This window comes from Hyphomicrobiales bacterium, assembly GCA_016710435.1.
Taxonomy (GTDB): domain Bacteria; phylum Pseudomonadota; class Alphaproteobacteria; order Rhizobiales; family Aestuariivirgaceae; genus Aestuariivirga.
Genome location: JADJVV010000001.1, coordinates 2,487,647 through 2,502,845, shown reverse-complemented (window position 1 = coordinate 2,502,845; position 15,199 = coordinate 2,487,647). Strand labels below are relative to the sequence as shown.

Annotated in this window: 17 protein-coding genes; 8 read left to right on the top strand and 9 right to left on the bottom strand. The window is 62.1% G+C overall.

Features of this window, described 5'->3' with window-relative positions; all coding sequences use genetic code 11:
* Positions 1-5: 5 nt before the first annotated feature.
* Both IPM06_12110 and IPM06_12105 read right to left on the bottom strand, forming a co-directional pair.
* Positions 6-1,505, bottom strand: a complete 1,500-nt coding sequence (locus IPM06_12110; protein ID MBK8771165.1) for a replicative DNA helicase — start codon at positions 1,503-1,505, stop codon at positions 6-8.
* Positions 1,506-1,679: 174 nt separating this feature from the next.
* Entirely contained in the window at positions 1,680-2,366 is a 687-nt protein-coding gene (locus IPM06_12105) for a CAP domain-containing protein (GenBank protein ID MBK8771164.1), read from the bottom strand.
* Between the two features lie 89 nt (positions 2,367-2,455).
* On the opposite strand from IPM06_12105, the gene IPM06_12100 reads away from it, so the two are divergent.
* A complete protein-coding gene (locus IPM06_12100; GenBank protein MBK8771163.1) occupies positions 2,456-3,880 on the top strand; it encodes a GGDEF domain-containing protein in 1,425 nt (474 codons plus the stop codon).
* Between the two features lie 10 nt (positions 3,881-3,890).
* On the opposite strand, the gene IPM06_12095 is transcribed toward IPM06_12100, so the two are convergent.
* Positions 3,891-5,183, bottom strand: coding sequence for an adenylosuccinate synthase (locus tag IPM06_12095; protein ID MBK8771162.1), 1,293 nt, complete (start codon positions 5,181-5,183; stop codon positions 3,891-3,893).
* Positions 5,184-5,497: 314 nt separating this feature from the next.
* Here IPM06_12095 and IPM06_12090 point away from each other — a divergent pair, with 314 nt between their 5' ends.
* On the top strand, positions 5,498-6,379 hold the full coding sequence (locus IPM06_12090) for a helix-turn-helix transcriptional regulator (GenBank protein ID MBK8771161.1): 882 nt from the start codon (positions 5,498-5,500) through the stop codon (positions 6,377-6,379).
* A 6-nt stretch (positions 6,380-6,385) separates the two neighbouring features.
* Here IPM06_12090 and IPM06_12085 read toward each other — a convergent pair whose 3' ends face one another.
* The gene (locus IPM06_12085) at positions 6,386-6,655 is read right to left on the bottom strand and encodes a hypothetical protein (protein MBK8771160.1); all 270 of its coding nucleotides are present in this window, start codon (positions 6,653-6,655) and stop codon (positions 6,386-6,388) included.
* A 302-nt stretch (positions 6,656-6,957) separates the two neighbouring features.
* Here IPM06_12085 and IPM06_12080 point away from each other — a divergent pair, with 302 nt between their 5' ends.
* Together IPM06_12080 and IPM06_12075 are read left to right on the top strand one after the other, a co-directional pair.
* Positions 6,958-7,974, top strand: coding sequence for a hypothetical protein (locus IPM06_12080; protein ID MBK8771159.1), 1,017 nt, complete (start codon positions 6,958-6,960; stop codon positions 7,972-7,974).
* Between the two features lie 7 nt (positions 7,975-7,981).
* A complete protein-coding gene (locus IPM06_12075) occupies positions 7,982-8,245 on the top strand; it encodes a GlsB/YeaQ/YmgE family stress response membrane protein (protein MBK8771158.1) in 264 nt (87 codons plus the stop codon).
* A 48-nt stretch (positions 8,246-8,293) separates the two neighbouring features.
* Here the strand turns inward: IPM06_12075 and IPM06_12070 are convergent, their stop codons facing one another.
* Positions 8,294-8,674 carry a YidB family protein gene (locus IPM06_12070; protein ID MBK8771157.1) on the bottom strand — a complete coding sequence of 127 codons (381 nt, stop codon included), beginning with the start codon at positions 8,672-8,674 and terminating at the stop codon, positions 8,294-8,296.
* A 123-nt stretch (positions 8,675-8,797) separates the two neighbouring features.
* On the opposite strand from IPM06_12070, the gene IPM06_12065 reads away from it, so the two are divergent.
* From IPM06_12065 to IPM06_12055, 3 genes are all read left to right on the top strand, one after another.
* A complete protein-coding gene (locus IPM06_12065) occupies positions 8,798-9,052 on the top strand; it encodes a GlsB/YeaQ/YmgE family stress response membrane protein (protein MBK8771156.1) in 255 nt (84 codons plus the stop codon).
* A 125-nt stretch (positions 9,053-9,177) separates the two neighbouring features.
* Positions 9,178-9,480 (top strand): virulence factor, encoded by a 303-nt coding sequence (locus IPM06_12060; protein MBK8771155.1) that lies wholly within the window; start codon positions 9,178-9,180, stop codon positions 9,478-9,480.
* On the top strand, positions 9,477-10,436 hold the full coding sequence (locus IPM06_12055) for a methyltetrahydrofolate cobalamin methyltransferase (protein MBK8771154.1): 960 nt from the start codon (positions 9,477-9,479) through the stop codon (positions 10,434-10,436). Before IPM06_12060 ends, IPM06_12055 begins: the two co-directional genes overlap by 4 nt.
* 233 nt (positions 10,437-10,669) lie before the next feature.
* Here IPM06_12055 and IPM06_12050 read toward each other — a convergent pair whose 3' ends face one another.
* Both IPM06_12050 and IPM06_12045 read right to left on the bottom strand, forming a co-directional pair.
* A complete protein-coding gene (locus IPM06_12050) occupies positions 10,670-11,260 on the bottom strand; it encodes a hypothetical protein (GenBank protein MBK8771153.1) in 591 nt (196 codons plus the stop codon).
* Positions 11,261-11,281: 21 nt separating this feature from the next.
* Complete coding sequence (locus tag IPM06_12045) at positions 11,282-11,941, bottom strand: hypothetical protein (protein MBK8771152.1); 660 nt, start codon at positions 11,939-11,941, stop codon at positions 11,282-11,284.
* Positions 11,942-11,983: 42 nt separating this feature from the next.
* Here IPM06_12045 and IPM06_12040 point away from each other — a divergent pair, with 42 nt between their 5' ends.
* A complete protein-coding gene (locus IPM06_12040) occupies positions 11,984-14,023 on the top strand; it encodes a DUF4445 domain-containing protein (protein ID MBK8771151.1) in 2,040 nt (679 codons plus the stop codon).
* A 344-nt stretch (positions 14,024-14,367) separates the two neighbouring features.
* Here IPM06_12040 and IPM06_12035 read toward each other — a convergent pair whose 3' ends face one another.
* Both IPM06_12035 and IPM06_12030 read right to left on the bottom strand, forming a co-directional pair.
* Positions 14,368-14,748: a type II toxin-antitoxin system VapC family toxin gene (locus IPM06_12035; GenBank protein MBK8771150.1), complete on the bottom strand. Its 381-nt coding sequence runs from the start codon at positions 14,746-14,748 to the stop codon at positions 14,368-14,370.
* Entirely contained in the window at positions 14,748-15,167 is a 420-nt protein-coding gene (locus tag IPM06_12030; protein ID MBK8771149.1) for a hypothetical protein, read from the bottom strand. The genes IPM06_12035 and IPM06_12030 overlap by 1 nt, the downstream gene beginning before the upstream one ends.
* Between the last annotated feature and the right edge of the window lie 32 nt (positions 15,168-15,199).

Sequence of the window (15,199 nt, the reverse complement as noted above, 5' to 3'; positions counted from 1 at the left end):
CTGCCCTACTCAAACCGTTCCGGCGCGTAGCCTTCGCGGACGAGGTTCTGGAACTTGGTGAGGGCGGCGTTGAATTGCAGTTCGACGACGCCCGTGGGGCCGTGGCGCTGCTTGCCGATGATGACTTCGGCGATGCCTTCACACTTGGCCATTTCGTCCTGCCAGGTGATGTGCTCGGGCGTGCCGGGGCGCGGCTCCTTGCGCAGCATGTAATATTCCTCGCGGTAGATGAACATGACGACGTCGGCGTCCTGTTCGATCGAGCCGGATTCACGCAAGTCGGCGAGTTGCGGGCGCTTGTCATCGCGGTTTTCCACCTGGCGCGAAAGCTGCGAGAGGGCGATCACCGGCACCGCCAGTTCCTTCGCCAGCGCCTTGAGGCCCACGGTGATTTCCGTCACTTCCTGCACGCGCCCTTCCGAGGCCTTCTTGGCGGAACCGGCGAGCAGCTGGAGATAGTCCACCACGATGAGGCCCAGTCCGCGCTGGCGCTTGAGGCGGCGGGCGCGGGCTGCAACCTGTGCAATGGTGAGGCCGCCGGTCGCGTCGATGTAGAGCGGCAGCTTCTGCAGTTCCTGGCTCACCTCCACGAGGCGGGCGAACTCGTCTTCGGTGATCTTGCCACGCCGGATCTTTTCGGAGCCGATGCCCGACTGCTCGGCGATGATGCGGGTCGCCAGCTGTTCCGCCGACATTTCCAGCGAGAAGAAGGCGACGACGCCCCCATCCAGCACCTTGTTGGTGCCGTCCGACTGATACTCGGCGCGGTAGTTCTTGGCGACGTTGTAGGCGAGGTTGGTACAGAGCGCCGTCTTGCCCATGGAGGGGCGGCCGGCGAGGATGATGAGGTCGGAGTTCTGCAGGCCACCCAGCTTTTCGTCGAGATCCTTGAGGCCCGTGGAAAGGCCGGAGAGATGCCCGTCGCGCTGGAAGGCGGCGTTGGCCATGTCGATGGCGTCGGTCAGGGCGCGGCCAAAGGGCATGAAGCCCTTGCCGTACTTGTCCACTTCCGCCAGCGCGTAGAGCGAAGACTCGGCGCGCTCGATCAGGGCGCGGGCGGAGTCTTCCACTGTCGCGTCGAAGGACTCGTTGACGATGTCGGTGCCGACCAAGATCAGCTTCCGGCGCTGTGCCAGCTCATGAATGGTGCGGCCATATTCTTCCGCGTTGATGATGGTTGTGGCAGAGGCAGCCAGGCGCGCCAGATAGGCAGGGCCGCCCACCTCCTTCATGGTGACGTCGTTCTCGAAGAAGGAGCGCAGCGTCACCGGGCTCGCCAGCTTGCCCACGCGAATGAGGCTCGCGGCAGCATCGAAGATGCGCGCATGCAGGGCCTCGAAAAAATGGTCCGGCTGCAAGAATTGCGTGACGCGGTCGCAGGCTTCATTGTTGATCAGGATCGCCCCCAGCAAGGCCATCTCGGCCTCCAGGTTGTGCGGGGGCTGGCGATATGAATCGGATGCAGGTGCAGCATCGGCGGGGCGGAGCGGCGTGACGGTGTTCATGGCTGTGTCTGGTGTAGCAAGGCCGCCCGATGCGGCGAGGGATTCGATTCAATTTTACGCGCTATCCACAGCCCGGGAAACAGAGGATTTTTCCTGATCAATAACAGTGTGTTGGCGAGGTTTGACAATGGAGAACCTGAGGCGCAACTCCAAATCGCCGGTGGAGGTGTGGGGTCAATACAATCCGCCGCCGCCGTCTGCTGGTTTGGGCACGGGGTCGCTGGTCTCGGTCCTGGGAGTTGGCGTGCCAACGGTACCGAACATGTTGGTGTTGAGGGCCGGGCCTTCGAAGATCTGCACGGCGAAGAGCTTGCCGTCCTTCTCCACCACACCCGTGGCAAGGCTCACGTAATCGCGGCTGCGCAGTGTGCGGGCGTGCGGGCCGCTGTTGACCCATTGCTGGAACAGCTTGCGGGCCTTGGCTTCGTCAGGCTCGCCCTTGCTGCGTTCGCGGGCGGCATTCTCGGCCATGCGCGGCAGCATCATCACGCCAGGATGCAGGGCGCGCATGCGCGATTCAAAACCAGCACCCGAGGACGACGTGTGGCCGACGAAATCATTCTGCATCATGTCGGCAGCATGGGCGCGCGCCGCGGCCACCAGCGTGCCTTCGGCCGCGCGGAGCGGCTTCAATCCCTTGCTTCTGCGGTAGGCATTGGCGGCCGAGAGCAGCACCTGCTCGAGATCGTCGCGATAGGTTGCGCCGCCGGGCAAGCCGGAATTGATGCGCGCCACATAGGCCGCATAGGTCTCGCGCGGTGCCGCCGGGGACACTGAAAATACAGCGGCCGCGGTCAAGGCCAGAGCCAATACGGCGCAGCGCCACAACTTCCTGCATCCATCTTCCCGTCTTGCGGTCATGCGAACAATCAAAAATGACAAGGATTTACTCACTTAAATCGGATAATCATAAGAGTCGAATCAGTCGCCCAAGGGGCAGGGCAACAGGAATGGCGGAAGTATCCGAGAAGGACTTGGCGGAATTGCGCCGCAAGATCAGTGTGCTGGAACAAGACGTACAGCATCTGGTCAGCCATGACCAATTGACCGGCCTTCTCATCCGCTCCGCCTTCCTCAAGCGCGTCGAACACTTTCTTGCAGAGGCGAAGTCTGCGCCGCTCCCCCAGCAGTGTGCCGTGATCGAAATCGGGGTCAGGGGCATTCCGCGCATCACCGGTGCCTTGGGACGGCATGTGGGCGATTATGTGATCTCGGCGCTGGCCGCGCGGCTTTCCAACGCCATTCCAAGCGACTGTCTGATCTGCCGCCTCGACTACTGGAGCTTCGCCATCTTCCTGCCGCGCATCACCGAGGCGCTGGAGGCTCTGGTCACGGCGAAGCGTCTCATCGAACTGCTGGATGAGCCCATCGACTGGGTGGAGCGCACGCTGACGATCGAGGCCGCAGCAGGCGTGGCGCTGGCGGGAAAGCTGGACGCGGATTCCATCATGCTGCTTCACCGGGCGGGCGTTGCCTACAAGGCGGCCACGGAGAGCGGCGGTCCCGGTTACGCCTTCTTCAATCCGGCGCTGGAACAGGCGGTGAAGCGCAGGCAGGATGTGCAGATGGCGCTGAACGAGGCGCTGGAAAACGGATACTTCTCGCTTGCCTTCCAACCTTATTTCCAGACCTCCGGCGGCGAACTGGCGGGCATGGAAGCGCTGATCCGGCTGAACCACCCGACGCTTGGTTTCGTCTCGCCGGCGGAGTTCATCCCCGTGGCCGAAGAGACGGGCATGATCCAGAAAATCGGCGCCTGGGTGCTGGTGGAGGCCTGCCGCGTTGCCTCCCACTGGCCACCGCATCTTCTTGTCTCGATCAATTTCTCGCCCGAACAGTTTCTCAGCGGGCATCTCCTCAGCGACGTGCACAACGCGCTCGAACTGTCATCCTTCCCTGCCTACCGCATGGAGGTGGAGATCACCGAGTCCACCATGCTGAGCGACACTGAGATCGTGATGTCGCAACTTTCGGCGCTCCGTGAAATGGGCTGCCACATCGTGATGGATGATTTCGGCACCGGCTATTCCAGCCTCAGCTACCTGTGGAAGTTCCCGTTCTCGAAGCTGAAGATCGACCGTTCCTTCATCCAGGCCATGGAAACGCGGCCACAGGTGAGAGGTCTTTTGCGCACCATCCTCGACCTCTCCCGCAATCTCGGCCTCAAGGTCACGGCGGAAGGAATCGAGACGGTGGAACAGGCGGAACTGCTGCGCAGCCAGCGCTGCGATTTCATCCAGGGCTATCTCTGCGGCAAACCTGTTCCCGAATCCGAAGTCGCCGCCGTGATCATGACGCGCTTCGCCGCCTCGCTCAAAAACATGAAGTCTCCCGAAGAAGACATACCGCCCGCCCCGATGCGGTTCGAGTTCTGACGCGCTTCCCTCAATCCTGGAAGGGGTCGCGCATCAGGATGGTATCGTCGCGTTCGGGTGAGGTGGACAGCAGCGCCACCGGGCATTCGATCAGTTCTTCGAGATAGCGCACATACTTCACGGCCTGCGCCGGGAGTTCGCTCCACGAGCGCGCACCGGCGGACGTTCCGCTCCAGCCTTCGAAACTTTCGTAGACGGGCTCCACGCGCTTCTGCGCTTCCTCGGCGGCGGGGAACATGTCGATCCGCTTGCCATCCAGCATGTAGCCCACGCCAACCTTGATCTCCTTGAGGCCATCGAGGATGTCGAGCTTGGTCAGCGCAATCCCCTGGATGCCGGAGGTCTTGATGGCCTGGCGCACCAGCACGGCGTCAAACCAGCCGCAGCGGCGCTTGCGCCCGGTCACGGTGCCGAACTCGTGGCCACGCTGGCCGATCAGTTCGCCGATCTCGTTGTCCTGCTCGGTGGGGAACGGACCGGAGCCGACGCGCGTGGTGTAGGCCTTGGCGATGCCGAGCGTATAGCTCACCGACGACGGGCCCATGCCCGTGCCACTCGCTGCCTGGGCCGCGACGGTGTTGGACGAGGTGACGAAGGGATAGGTACCGTGATCGATGTCGAGGAGGATGCCTTGCGCACCTTCGAAGAGGATGCGCTTCCCGGCGCGCTTGTGTTCGTCCAGCAAGGCCCACACGGCATCGGCGAAGGGCAGGATCTTCGGGGCTATTTCCTGGAGATCTTTCAACACATCGGCGGCCTGCAATTCGGGCTGGCCCATGCCGCGCCGCAATGCGTTGTGATGCGCCAGCAGGCGTTCGATCTTCATGCCGACGGTCGAGAGGTCGGCCAGGTCATTCACGCGGATGGCGCGGCGCCCCACCTTGTCTTCATAGGCGGGGCCGATGCCGCGGCCCGTGGTGCCGATCTTGCCGGCGCCCGCAGCGGCTTCGCGAAGCTGGTCCAGTTCCCGGTGCAGCGGCAGGATGAGGGTGGCGTTGCTGGCAATGCGCAGGTTCTCGCGGCTGATGGCAACGCCCTGCCCCTGCAGCTTGGCGATTTCCGCCACCAGTGCCCAGGGGTCGATCACCACGCCGTTGCCGATCACGGAGAGTTTGCCGGGGCGGAGAATGCCCGAAGGCAGCAGCGACAGCTTGTAGGTGACACCGTTGATGACCAGCGTATGGCCAGCATTGTGGCCACCCTGGAAGCGGGCCACCACGTCGGCCCTCTCGGAGAGCCAATCGACGATCTTGCCCTTGCCTTCATCGCCCCACTGGGCCCCGACCACGGCAACGTTTGCCATCACATTCTTCCTTCAAGACGCGAAAACGGCCCCGCAGACTCATCTGGTCCGGGGGGCCGTTGATGGCTCATACAGGATTTGCCGCCGCGTGCAACAGGGCCGGACACCCTGGAACACAGGGAAACCGTTTCCGGAGAACCTCCGGGACAGGGAAATATTGCCCAGCATTTTTGGCACTTAAGTTCACAAAAATCAGCCTTGTGAACGAGAGGTTGTGGCGAAGCAAAAACAAACGTGAGACAGTTTGTATTATGAAGCCGCTGGCCTCTCGTCCGGTGGTTTCCAGCCGGTCATCTGGCCGGTGAGGGGGAAGAATGACCGGGAAGTCCGAGGGGCACGCTGTATTTGCGTCCAATCTCCGTACGCTTTGTGCTGCGGAATCATCGATTGCCGACATTTGCCGCGATACGGGCATCAACCGGCAGCAGTTCAACAAATACCTCGCGGGCCGCGCCATTCCGAGCGCCACGGTGCTGCGCCGGATCTGCCAGCGCCTCGGTGTGTCGGAAGATGCCCTTCTGGCAGCCTCTTTCGCACCGGGATCAGCGCAGCCGGACGGCGATGGCACAACGGTGAATGCCCGGCTTGGCCATCTGGGCCGAGACCTCGAACGCATCTTCAACGTCTACATGCCGGACATCAAATCGGTCACGCGGCTGGAGAACACGGCCTTTACTGCGGGCCGCTATCACATCTACTTCCCGCTGTCGGACTTCGCCGGCTATCTGGTGCGGGCCTACATGGAGGTGTGGTGGCACAAGCACACGCTGATGTTCACGCGCCTCACGCGGCTGAAGCAGATCGGCAAGTCGGAAGTTTCGGTCCGCGGCCGCCATCTCGGTGTCGCCCTTGCATCCAAGGGCGAGATTTCGCTGATGGGGCGAAACCGCAGCGCACCCTTTCAGGTATCGGTGATCAATTTCAGTTCAGATGTTCTTTCCAAACGGTTTTTCGTCGGCCTCTCCATGACTCATGCAGCTGGAAGGCCGTTGGCCTGCCGTTGCGTGCTGGAACGCCTCCCGGAGGGTACATCCCGGCGTGAGAACCTGCACTCCTGCGGCGTGCTGCAAGTCAGGGACGAAGCTGTGCCGCAGTTCGTGCAACAGGTGATGCGGCCGGACTCACTCCGCGGGCCCACGCTTCAACTGCCCGACATTGATCACATCATCAATTCGGCGATGCTCGAACTGAAGTGAGGCAGGTCAGGAGCAGTCGCCTGATGCCACGTCTCCGAAGGCATTCACATAGAGGAGGTCGGTGATGATCTTCACCGTCGACAAGCCGGCCGCATGGGCAATGGCGCTCAATAGCGTTGCCTGATCGGCAATGAACGCCGCAGCGGCCTCTCGATCAAGTTGAAGGTCTTCAAAGCGGGCGGGATCGGCTTCGGGCTGGAAGGCCTCGCGCAACAGCGTCTGCGTATGATCATAGGATAGATTGCCGCCAGCTGTGCTGTCGTTCAAATTCGTCATCTGGTTCATCTTGGTTCCCCCTGTTGAACCAAGCTACTTCGTTGACCCCACGGCACAATTGCGATGTGTGGCGCACATGAAACCAGGACTCTTTCGCTTTCTGGCTTTACACGCTTTTGTTGTGCCGGACGAGGCGTCCAGACAGGTGGGGCGCGCGCCCGGCGGTGGGACACACGCCTGACTCGCAAGAAACAGGGCATGTGGTCTCCTGCCGCGACAATCGCCCGCAGCCGTTCAGCCTCCATTCATGGGCGAGAAGACAGGTTCGACGCACCTTGGAACACTCATACGGGAGGAAAAGCATGAATATTCATCGTCTGGTTCGCGCCGCAGTTGCGTCCGCAGCCCTCTTTGCCACGGCAGGCGTCGTGCAGGCGGCTGATACTGTCTCCTTCAGCATGAAGGCGTCGATGCCTTCGCTGCGCGATCCGGCCAACAAGGACAGCTTCACCGTCGGCCTTGCGGACCGTCAGGTGGAGACGAGCCTGAAGATCACCTGCCAGGCGGCGCAGGCGGGCATCATTTCGGGACAGGCGGAATCCTGTGCCGTCACCGGCAACGGAGCGCTCCTCAATCCGGCCAATGGCCAGAAGCTGCAGCGCACGCAATATTCCGGCGGCTGGGTGGTGAAGTCGGATGGCTTCACGGATGGCGCCAACCTCGCCACCAACTATCTCGCCGTCGGCAAGGTCGCCGCCTCCAACGGCCGCTTCGCCGGCTCCATGATGCTGAAGCCCGAAGTGGCGAGCACGGGTGCGAGCCTTCTTCGCGACACCATCCTCAAGCGCATGAAGACGACCGAGTCCGGCCTCATCGACGAGCGCGTCGATACGGTGCAGCTCAACAATTTCACCGTCCCCTCTGCGGGGCTTCCCTCCGACAAGGGCTGCGTGTGGAACGGCGACATGATCTACGCCTACCAGACCGAGTCATGGTTCATCGACGTCAAGGCGAAATGCGGCGGCAAGGAATATGCGCTGAAAGGCAACATGCCTTTCACCGCGACACCCAACGTGGGCAATCAGCATCAGTATGACCTGACGCTGACCCTGCCCAGCGTGGATGCCAGCAGCGACGATGCACTGTTCGCCGCGCCCGAGGGCGACGCGGATCTCTTCGCCACCGCCGACGGCATCTCAGGCCAGATCATCATGAAGGAAAGCGCCTTCGTTGACGTGGACGTCGATGGCGCAACGGACAAGGTGGCGAGCGAGATTGACGCCACGGGCACATTCTCCGGGCAGAACGTGCCGCTGGACGCCGTGCGCTCCTTCTCCACCATCGTCGCCGTGATGGCGCGCACCTTCTTCGGGGCGTGACCGCGGCATGACGGATGTGTTGTGGACCATCGGCATCGGCTTCGTGGCGGGTCTCATCGCCAAGTTCCTGATGCCGGGAAAGAATGAGCCGAAGGGTTTCGTGCTGACGGCGCTGCTCGGGATCGCGGGTGCGTTTGTCGGCACATTCTTGGGGCAGTTCGTGGGCTATCTCAGGCCCGGTGAACAGGGCAACTTCGTTGTCTCCATCATCGGTGCCATCGCCATCCTGTTCTTCTGGGGCTGGCTGGCGCAGCGGCAGCAAGCTTCATAAAAAATGCCCCGGCAAGCCGGGGCATCTTTGTCTTCGTGAGAGGCGGTATCAGCTCGGCATCTTGCCGGCGGGCGTCATCTTGTCGATCATGCCGGGAAGCACTTCGGCGAGCCGCTTCAGCAGTTCATCGCGCGTGAGGCCTGTCTGCTTGGCGAGGTCGTCGATCGTATCGCCGCCGACGCCCTTTTCGATCTCCGGTTCAGACACCGGTTCATTCTGGCCCGAGGAGACCCAGCTGTCGGCCTTTTGGCCGAGGCCCGCCTTCTTGAAGTTGTCGATGAGGCCGCCGAGGCCGCCCGCCGGGTGGTCGCCGCTGCCCTGGCCGCCCAGGTTCTTGACGAAATCGCCGATCTTGTCGCGGTTCTGCCAGCCTGCAACGACGGCAAGGCCGAGAAGCGCTTTCAGCATGGTGTTGGACTGGGCCATCATGATCTCCTTTGAAATGGTGGCAATTATATTGGAGAGCTTCTTGACGATTGCAAGGCATTGCGGCGACGCACGGCGGCGTATAGATTTCCCCCCGACCCCGCGGTGGGGATCGAGGAGGACGCAATGAGCATCATCTGGACTATCATCATCGGCGCAGTGGTTGGCGCCATTGCCAAGTTCATCATGCCCGGAAGCAATGAGCCCAAAGGCTTCATCCTGACGGCCATCCTCGGCATCGTCGGCGCCCTCGTCGCCACCTACGGCGGCCAGGCACTCGGCCTCTACGGTGAAAATCAGAGCGCCGGCTTCATCGGCTCGCTGATCGGCGCCATCATCGTGCTGGTCGTCTACGGCATGGTCTTCAAACCGAAGGCCTGAGTCCCGGCCCGGATCGGCCTGCGACAACAGATAATCTCCCGGCCCGGGACAACCCGGGCCGTTTTTTGTGACTCATGTCGTTTTTCTACTATCGGTCGTTTTTGACGGAAGGCATAAGGACGCCCATGGCCAACCTCATCATCACCTATTGGCGCGACATTCCCTCTGCCGTTTCGGTCAAGCTGGGCCGGAAGGAAGAGAAGCGCATGCTGGACAACCGCTTCATGGAAGCGATCGACATGGCGGCGATGCGCGATGGCGCCACCGCCACGGACGACTATCTCGCCCACTGGCGCCGCGGCGAGCCCATTGCCGTTTCCGATGACCTCGCGGCGGAGGCGGACAATGCCAAGGCCGATCTCGAATCCACCTACACCCAGGACCGTATCAAGCAACTCATCGGCAATGGAGGCCGAAACGCATCATGACCCACACCATCGTCGCATCGGCCACGCGCACGCACATCATCGGCTTCGACAAGCCTTTCACCATCATCGGTGAGCGCATCAATCCGACGGGCCGCAAGAAGCTCGCTGCCGAGATGCAGGCCGGCAACTTCGACACGGTGATGGCCGATGCGCTGGCCCAGATGGCGGCGGGTGCACACATCCTCGACATCAATGCGGGCGTCACCGCCGTGAACCCCAACGAGACCGAGCCGCCGCTGATGAAGCAGACGCTGGAAATCGTGATGTCCGTCACCGACCTGCCGCTCTGCATCGACTCGTCCGTCACCTCCGCCCTGAAGATGGGCCTTGAAACGGCGAAGGGACGTCCGCTGGTCAACTCCGTCACGGGTGAAGAAGAAAAGCTCGAAGCCATCCTGCCACTGGTCGCCAAGTACAATGTGCCGGTCGTCGCCATCTCCAATGACGAGACGGGCATTTCCGAAGATCCGGATGTGCGCTTTGAAGTGGCGAAGAAGATCGTGCAGCGCGCCGCCGATTTCGGCATCAAGCCGGAAGACATCGTCGTTGATCCGCTCGTCATGCCGATCGGTGCCATGGGCACGGCGGGCCAGCAGGTGTTCCGCCTGGTGCGGCGCCTGCGCGAAGAGCTGAAGGTGAACACCACGTGCGGCGCCTCCAACATTTCCTTCGGCATGCCGCACCGCCGCGCGCTGACGGGCTACTTCCTCGCCATGGCGGCAAGCCACGGCATGACCAGCGCCATCATGAACCCGATGCATGACGAAGACATGCATGCGATCTTCGGCGCCAATGTGCTGAACGGCACCGATGCACACTGCAAGTTCTGGAACAACAAGTTCCGTGATCTTGCCCCACCCCGCCCTGCCGCTGCCGCAGCACCCGGTGAGGTGGCGCAATCCGCCGACGACATCGCCGCCCGCCGCGCCGCCCGCGAAGCCCGCCGCCGGAGGTAGTGCCATGGGACAATGCCTGCCTGAATTTCACTGAGCATGATCGCGCAGTGACCACAATGTCACGGTGGCAGGTGCGTCAACCCATCTACAAGACGGCGATGAAACGCTGGAAGATCTATGAAAAACACATCGGCCCACTGATCAGCGCCTTGGGCCCTCTTGCGGACGTCTGACGGCCCGCTTGGCATATCCAAAGCGGCGGACCTGCTTGGTCTGCCGGATTTGTTCTGCTCTTATTTGGCCGCGAAGGCCTGCTTGATCAGGCGCTTCACCGTAGCATCCATGGCCTTGCTCTGGATGGCATCAACCACAAAGCCATTCACGTAGTCCTGGTCGGCCAGTTCGGCCATGAGGCTCTTGTCCTCGGGCGACACCTTGCTCATGTCGGGCGCGGCCGCGTTGATGGCGAGATTGGCGATTTGCGCCTGATAGGCCGGCACCTCGCTCAGGCGTTCGATGTTGGCCAATTGATCCAAGGAGTATTTCGGCGCCACCGTCGCCGCCACCTTGTCGATCAATCCCGGCACGGCCTTTGTAAAAGACGTGTTGACCGACTTCTTGACCTTTGCGGCGCGCGCGGCGCTGATCTCTCCGCTTTCTGCGGCGGCGTCGATGCCCTTGTCATTCATGTATTTCCAGATACGCTCTATATGGATGTTGACCAGCGCAAGCTTGGCCAGCGCAATATTCTTGGGCGCCGGGCCGGCCTCTGCTGACGGCGCCGCCATCAGCAGGCATGCACCCAAAATAATCTTGAAAGCGAGTCTCATGTCTACATTCCCCTTGAGGTTGCAGATAGTGACTGCTTCGCTTGTGATCCGCAAGCCATCCGGCTGTCGTGACGTTCACTTTTCCGGCTGGTCGCACACCGCAGGGCGGGTTGCGGGAGACCAGGTTTCCGCCCTCACCCCGCCTGCCCTTGTCTTCACCGGATGAGTGGGGCCGCCGACTTCCCCTTCCATCATCACGCCCACCCCGGGGAGCAGGTTCAGGTCGCAGTTGCCGATGCCGCCCGGGTTTTCCCAGGCGGTGGTGAGCCCGGCCACGGCAAAGGCGCCATGGCGATGGATCAGCGTCAGCGTTTCCTCCAGACTGTGCGAGGAGCCCGGCAATTCCGCGGCAGACAGTTTCAGGCTGCCAGGCCGCCCTTCTTCCAGCGGATAGAGAAAGCTCGTCCGCTCCGGGTCTACGAGTGTAGTGGCACGCAGGTCCGGCGGGCGCGACGGGTTGAACGGACCGCCGCCGCCGCCCAGATAAACAAGCAAGACCGCCGTCTCGCCCTCCTCCATCCGGTAGAACTCTCCCGGCGCATCACCTTCCCGGCTGCCTGACCTTTCCACTGCCAGCACGGCGCGGTCGCCCACGCCATCGCGGTTCATGTCGAGGACAAGCTGATACAGTGCCACGGTTTCCGCTGCCCGCGCTTCGCAGCCCGCCGCAATCAGCAGGGCCATGGCAAAGACCTGCGCCAGGGGCTTCGGTATCATGCCAAAAGAATGTCGCATTTGGCTCGCCCCGACAATGGCGAATTGCGTATAAATCCCGCCATGACCGAGCAGAATCCCCTCATTGTCTTCACGCCTTCGGGCAAGCGCGGCCGCTTTGCCAAGGGCACGCCGGTGCTGCAAGCCGCCCGCGCGCTGGGCGTCGATATCGATTCCGTTTGCGGCGGGCGCGCCATCTGCGGGCGCTGCCAGATCACCGTGGGTGAAGGCGAGTTCGCCAAGCACGGCATTTCGTCGGCGACCGACCACGTCAGCGGCGTCACACAGGTGGAACAGCGCTACGACCGCATCCGCGGACTTCCCGCCGGCCGCCGCCTGTCCTGCCAGACGCAGATTCTCGGCGACCTTGTCATCGACGTTCCGCCGGAAAGCCAGGTGCACAAGCAGGTGGTGCGCAAGGAAGCCGACACGCGTGTCATTGAACTCGATCCGGCCACGCACCTCTACTACATCGAAGTGGAAGAGCCGGACATGCACAACCCCTCCTCCGATCTCGAGCGCGTCTACATGGCGCTCAAGAGCCAGTGGGGCGTGGACAACGTGACCTGCGATCTCTCCATCATCACCGACTTGCAGAAAACCTTGCGCAAGGGCGAATGGAAGATCACCTGCGCCATCTATTCGCGCGCACCCGGTGGCGGCAACCGCCTCTCCGCCATCTGGCCCGGCTTCCATGATTCGCTCTTCGGCCTCGCCATCGACGTGGGTTCCACCACGATCGCGGCGCATCTCACCAATCTCTCCACGGGTGAAGTGGTGGCTTCGGCGGGATTGATGAACCCGCAGATCCGTTTCGGCGAAGATCTGATGAGCCGCGTCTCCTACGTGATGATGAATCCCGGCGGCGAAAGGGAGATGACCACGGCCATCCGCACGGCGTTGCAGCAGCTCGCCGAGGAAGTGGCCACCCGCGCCAATCTTCCGCTCACGGACATTCTGGAAGTGGTGCTGGTCGGCAATCCGGTCATGCATCACCTGTTCCTCGGTGTGGACCCCACGGAACTGGGCGGGGCGCCCTTCGCGCTGGCCACTGGCCTTCCCCTCACCTTCCCGGCGCGCGAGATGGATTTCAAGTTGAACGCCGGCGCCTGGGCCTATGTGCTGCCCTGCATCGCGGGCCATGTGGGCGCGGATGCCGCGGGCGTCGTGCTGTCGGAAGCACCGCACACGCAGGATGAATACATGCTGTGCGTCGATGTCGGCACCAATGCGGAAATCGTGCTGGGCTCCAAGCGCCGCCTGCTCGCCTGCTCGTCGCCCACCGGACCCGCCTTCGAGGGCGCGCAGATTTCATCGGGTCAGCGCGCGGCACCGGGCGCCATCGAGCGCATCCGCATCAACCCGGAAACACTGGAGCCGCGCTTCAAGGTGATCGGCTCCGACCTGTGGTCGGATGAACCGGGCTTCGAGGAGGCGATTGCCTCCACCGGCGTCACCGGCATTTGCGGCTCCGGCATCATCGAGGCGATTGCGGAGATGTATCTCGCAGGCATCATCAGCCAGGATGGCCTGATCGACGGCGCACTCGCCGCGCAGAGCCCGCGCATCGAACCCTACAAGCGCACTTTCAACTATGTGATCCGCACGCCCAAGGAAGACGGCAACGAGCCACTGATCCGCGTCACCCAGAACGACGTTCGCGCCATCCAGATGGCAAAGGCGGCGCTCTATGCGGGCGTGCGCCTGCTGATGGACAAGCTCAACATCGACCACGTGGACAAGATCAGGCTGGCGGGCGCCTTCGGCTCCCACATCGACATGAAATACGCGATGGTGCTGGGCCTCATCCCGGATTGCGATCTGGCGCGCGTGCAAAGTGCGGGCAATGCGGCGGGTACGGGGGCGCGCATCGCGCTCCTCAACAAGAAGGGTCGCGATGAAATCGAAAGCGTCGTCCGCCGCATCGAAAAAATCGAAACGGCGGTCGAGCCCAAGTTCCAGCAGCACTTCGTGGAAGCCATGGCGCTGCCGCACAAGACGGCGGACTTCGTGAACCTGAAAAAAGTGGTGACACTGCCGCCGCTCAAGACGGTGGTGGTGAGCGATGAGGATGGTGGCGGGCGGAGGAGAAGGAGGGGGTGAATTAGGCTATTTTACTTCCTGAGAAAACGGTCATCAAAAGTGGACCGGTACTCCTCCAGGACTTCTTCAAACCGCGTAAAGCCTTCCGAACGCATTTCTTCGGCAAAACGGATACTTCTATCGGTACCCTGAATTGCCGACCAAAAATATGCGACCATTCCCCTTGCATCTCGTTGGGACATTCGAGGGATCGTAAGGCGTATGCCGGCCTTCAACCGTTGAGACGCGTTGGGTGATTCCAGGATCGGGTCAAACACCTGGTGATGCAAGAAATCCATGATCTGAGATTCTTTGTGTCCCAATCCAATCCTCACACACCACGACATGTGGCGTCACAATTGTCTTCACCTCACCAATTTCACCTCAACGCCGGCATCGAATTTCGACCAGCTCTTGTCGGCGGTGCAGGCGGGCAGTGAGAGGCGTGCGGCCAGGGCGAGGCAGGCGCGGTCGCCGATCGAGAGGCCCAGGTGTCTGCTCCTGACGCGAAGCGCGCCAGCCGCAACAGCCAGTTCGCGATCAAAGGGGATCACGTCAATGGGCAAGTCGGACAGCATCGGCACGGCGGCGTCAATATCAATGCCGCGGTCCTGCAGTTTGGAGACGACTTCCGCCCAGTTCACCGCGCTCATGACCGCCTTGTCCAACGCCTCCGACACGGCGTCTGCACCCGGTTCCTGCCAGATCAGCGCCAGCAAGGCGGATGCATCCAGCACCACAGCCATCAGCGGTTCGCCTCGGAGCGGCGCTGCGCGATCAACTCGTCCACCACCGACCCCCTGCCCTTGTCCTGTTCTTTCACAAGATCCTGCAGCCGGGAGAAGGCAAATTTCTGTGGCGTGATGCGCAACTCGCCATTTTCGACGCGGGCTGTGAGCTTTGTCGCTTCATCCAGTCCCAGCGCCTCGCGCACTGCAAGCGGCAAGACAAGCCTGCCGTCGCGCGCCATCTGCAGGACGACGGAGTCAAGCCGCTCCCCACCCGAGGCTTCGGCACGGTGCTTGCGCCATTCATAATACTGGGTGGCCGCCGTATTGACGTTGCCTCCTTCGGCAACAAAGGCGTCGATCACTTCCTTGCGGGTGGCGCGGTGACCTGACCGGCTTGAGATGGCGTCGGCGATTTCCCAAACCCGTCCGATCACGGTTCCGTAACCGGGTCGCTTATGTTGCGCTG

Bases quoted from the DNA above. Each gene is read 5' to 3' on its own strand.
- IPM06_12095 (MBK8771162.1), bottom strand. From the start codon at position 5,183: ATGGCAAACGTTGCCGTGGTCGGGGCCCAGTGGGGCGATGAAGGCAAG.
- IPM06_12110 (MBK8771165.1), bottom strand. From the start codon at position 1,505: ATGAACACCGTCACGCCGCTCCGCCCCGCCGATGCTGCACCTGCATCC.
- IPM06_12055 (MBK8771154.1), top strand. From the start codon at position 9,477: ATGACCCACACCATCGTCGCATCGGCCACGCGCACGCACATCATCGGC.
- IPM06_12085 (MBK8771160.1), bottom strand. From the start codon at position 6,655: ATGACGAATTTGAACGACAGCACAGCTGGCGGCAATCTATCCTATGAT.
- IPM06_12090 (MBK8771161.1), top strand. From the start codon at position 5,498: ATGACCGGGAAGTCCGAGGGGCACGCTGTATTTGCGTCCAATCTCCGT.
- IPM06_12065 (MBK8771156.1), top strand. From the start codon at position 8,798: ATGAGCATCATCTGGACTATCATCATCGGCGCAGTGGTTGGCGCCATT.
- IPM06_12080 (MBK8771159.1), top strand. From the start codon at position 6,958: ATGAATATTCATCGTCTGGTTCGCGCCGCAGTTGCGTCCGCAGCCCTC.
- IPM06_12070 (MBK8771157.1), bottom strand. From the start codon at position 8,674: ATGATGGCCCAGTCCAACACCATGCTGAAAGCGCTTCTCGGCCTTGCC.
- IPM06_12060 (MBK8771155.1), top strand. From the start codon at position 9,178: ATGGCCAACCTCATCATCACCTATTGGCGCGACATTCCCTCTGCCGTT.
- IPM06_12075 (MBK8771158.1), top strand. From the start codon at position 7,982: ATGACGGATGTGTTGTGGACCATCGGCATCGGCTTCGTGGCGGGTCTC.
- IPM06_12035 (MBK8771150.1), bottom strand. From the start codon at position 14,748: ATGGCTGTGGTGCTGGATGCATCCGCCTTGCTGGCGCTGATCTGGCAG.
- IPM06_12045 (MBK8771152.1), bottom strand. From the start codon at position 11,941: ATGCGACATTCTTTTGGCATGATACCGAAGCCCCTGGCGCAGGTCTTT.
- IPM06_12105 (MBK8771164.1), bottom strand. From the start codon at position 2,366: ATGACCGCAAGACGGGAAGATGGATGCAGGAAGTTGTGGCGCTGCGCC.
- IPM06_12040 (MBK8771151.1), top strand. From the start codon at position 11,984: ATGACCGAGCAGAATCCCCTCATTGTCTTCACGCCTTCGGGCAAGCGC.
- IPM06_12100 (MBK8771163.1), top strand. From the start codon at position 2,456: ATGGCGGAAGTATCCGAGAAGGACTTGGCGGAATTGCGCCGCAAGATC.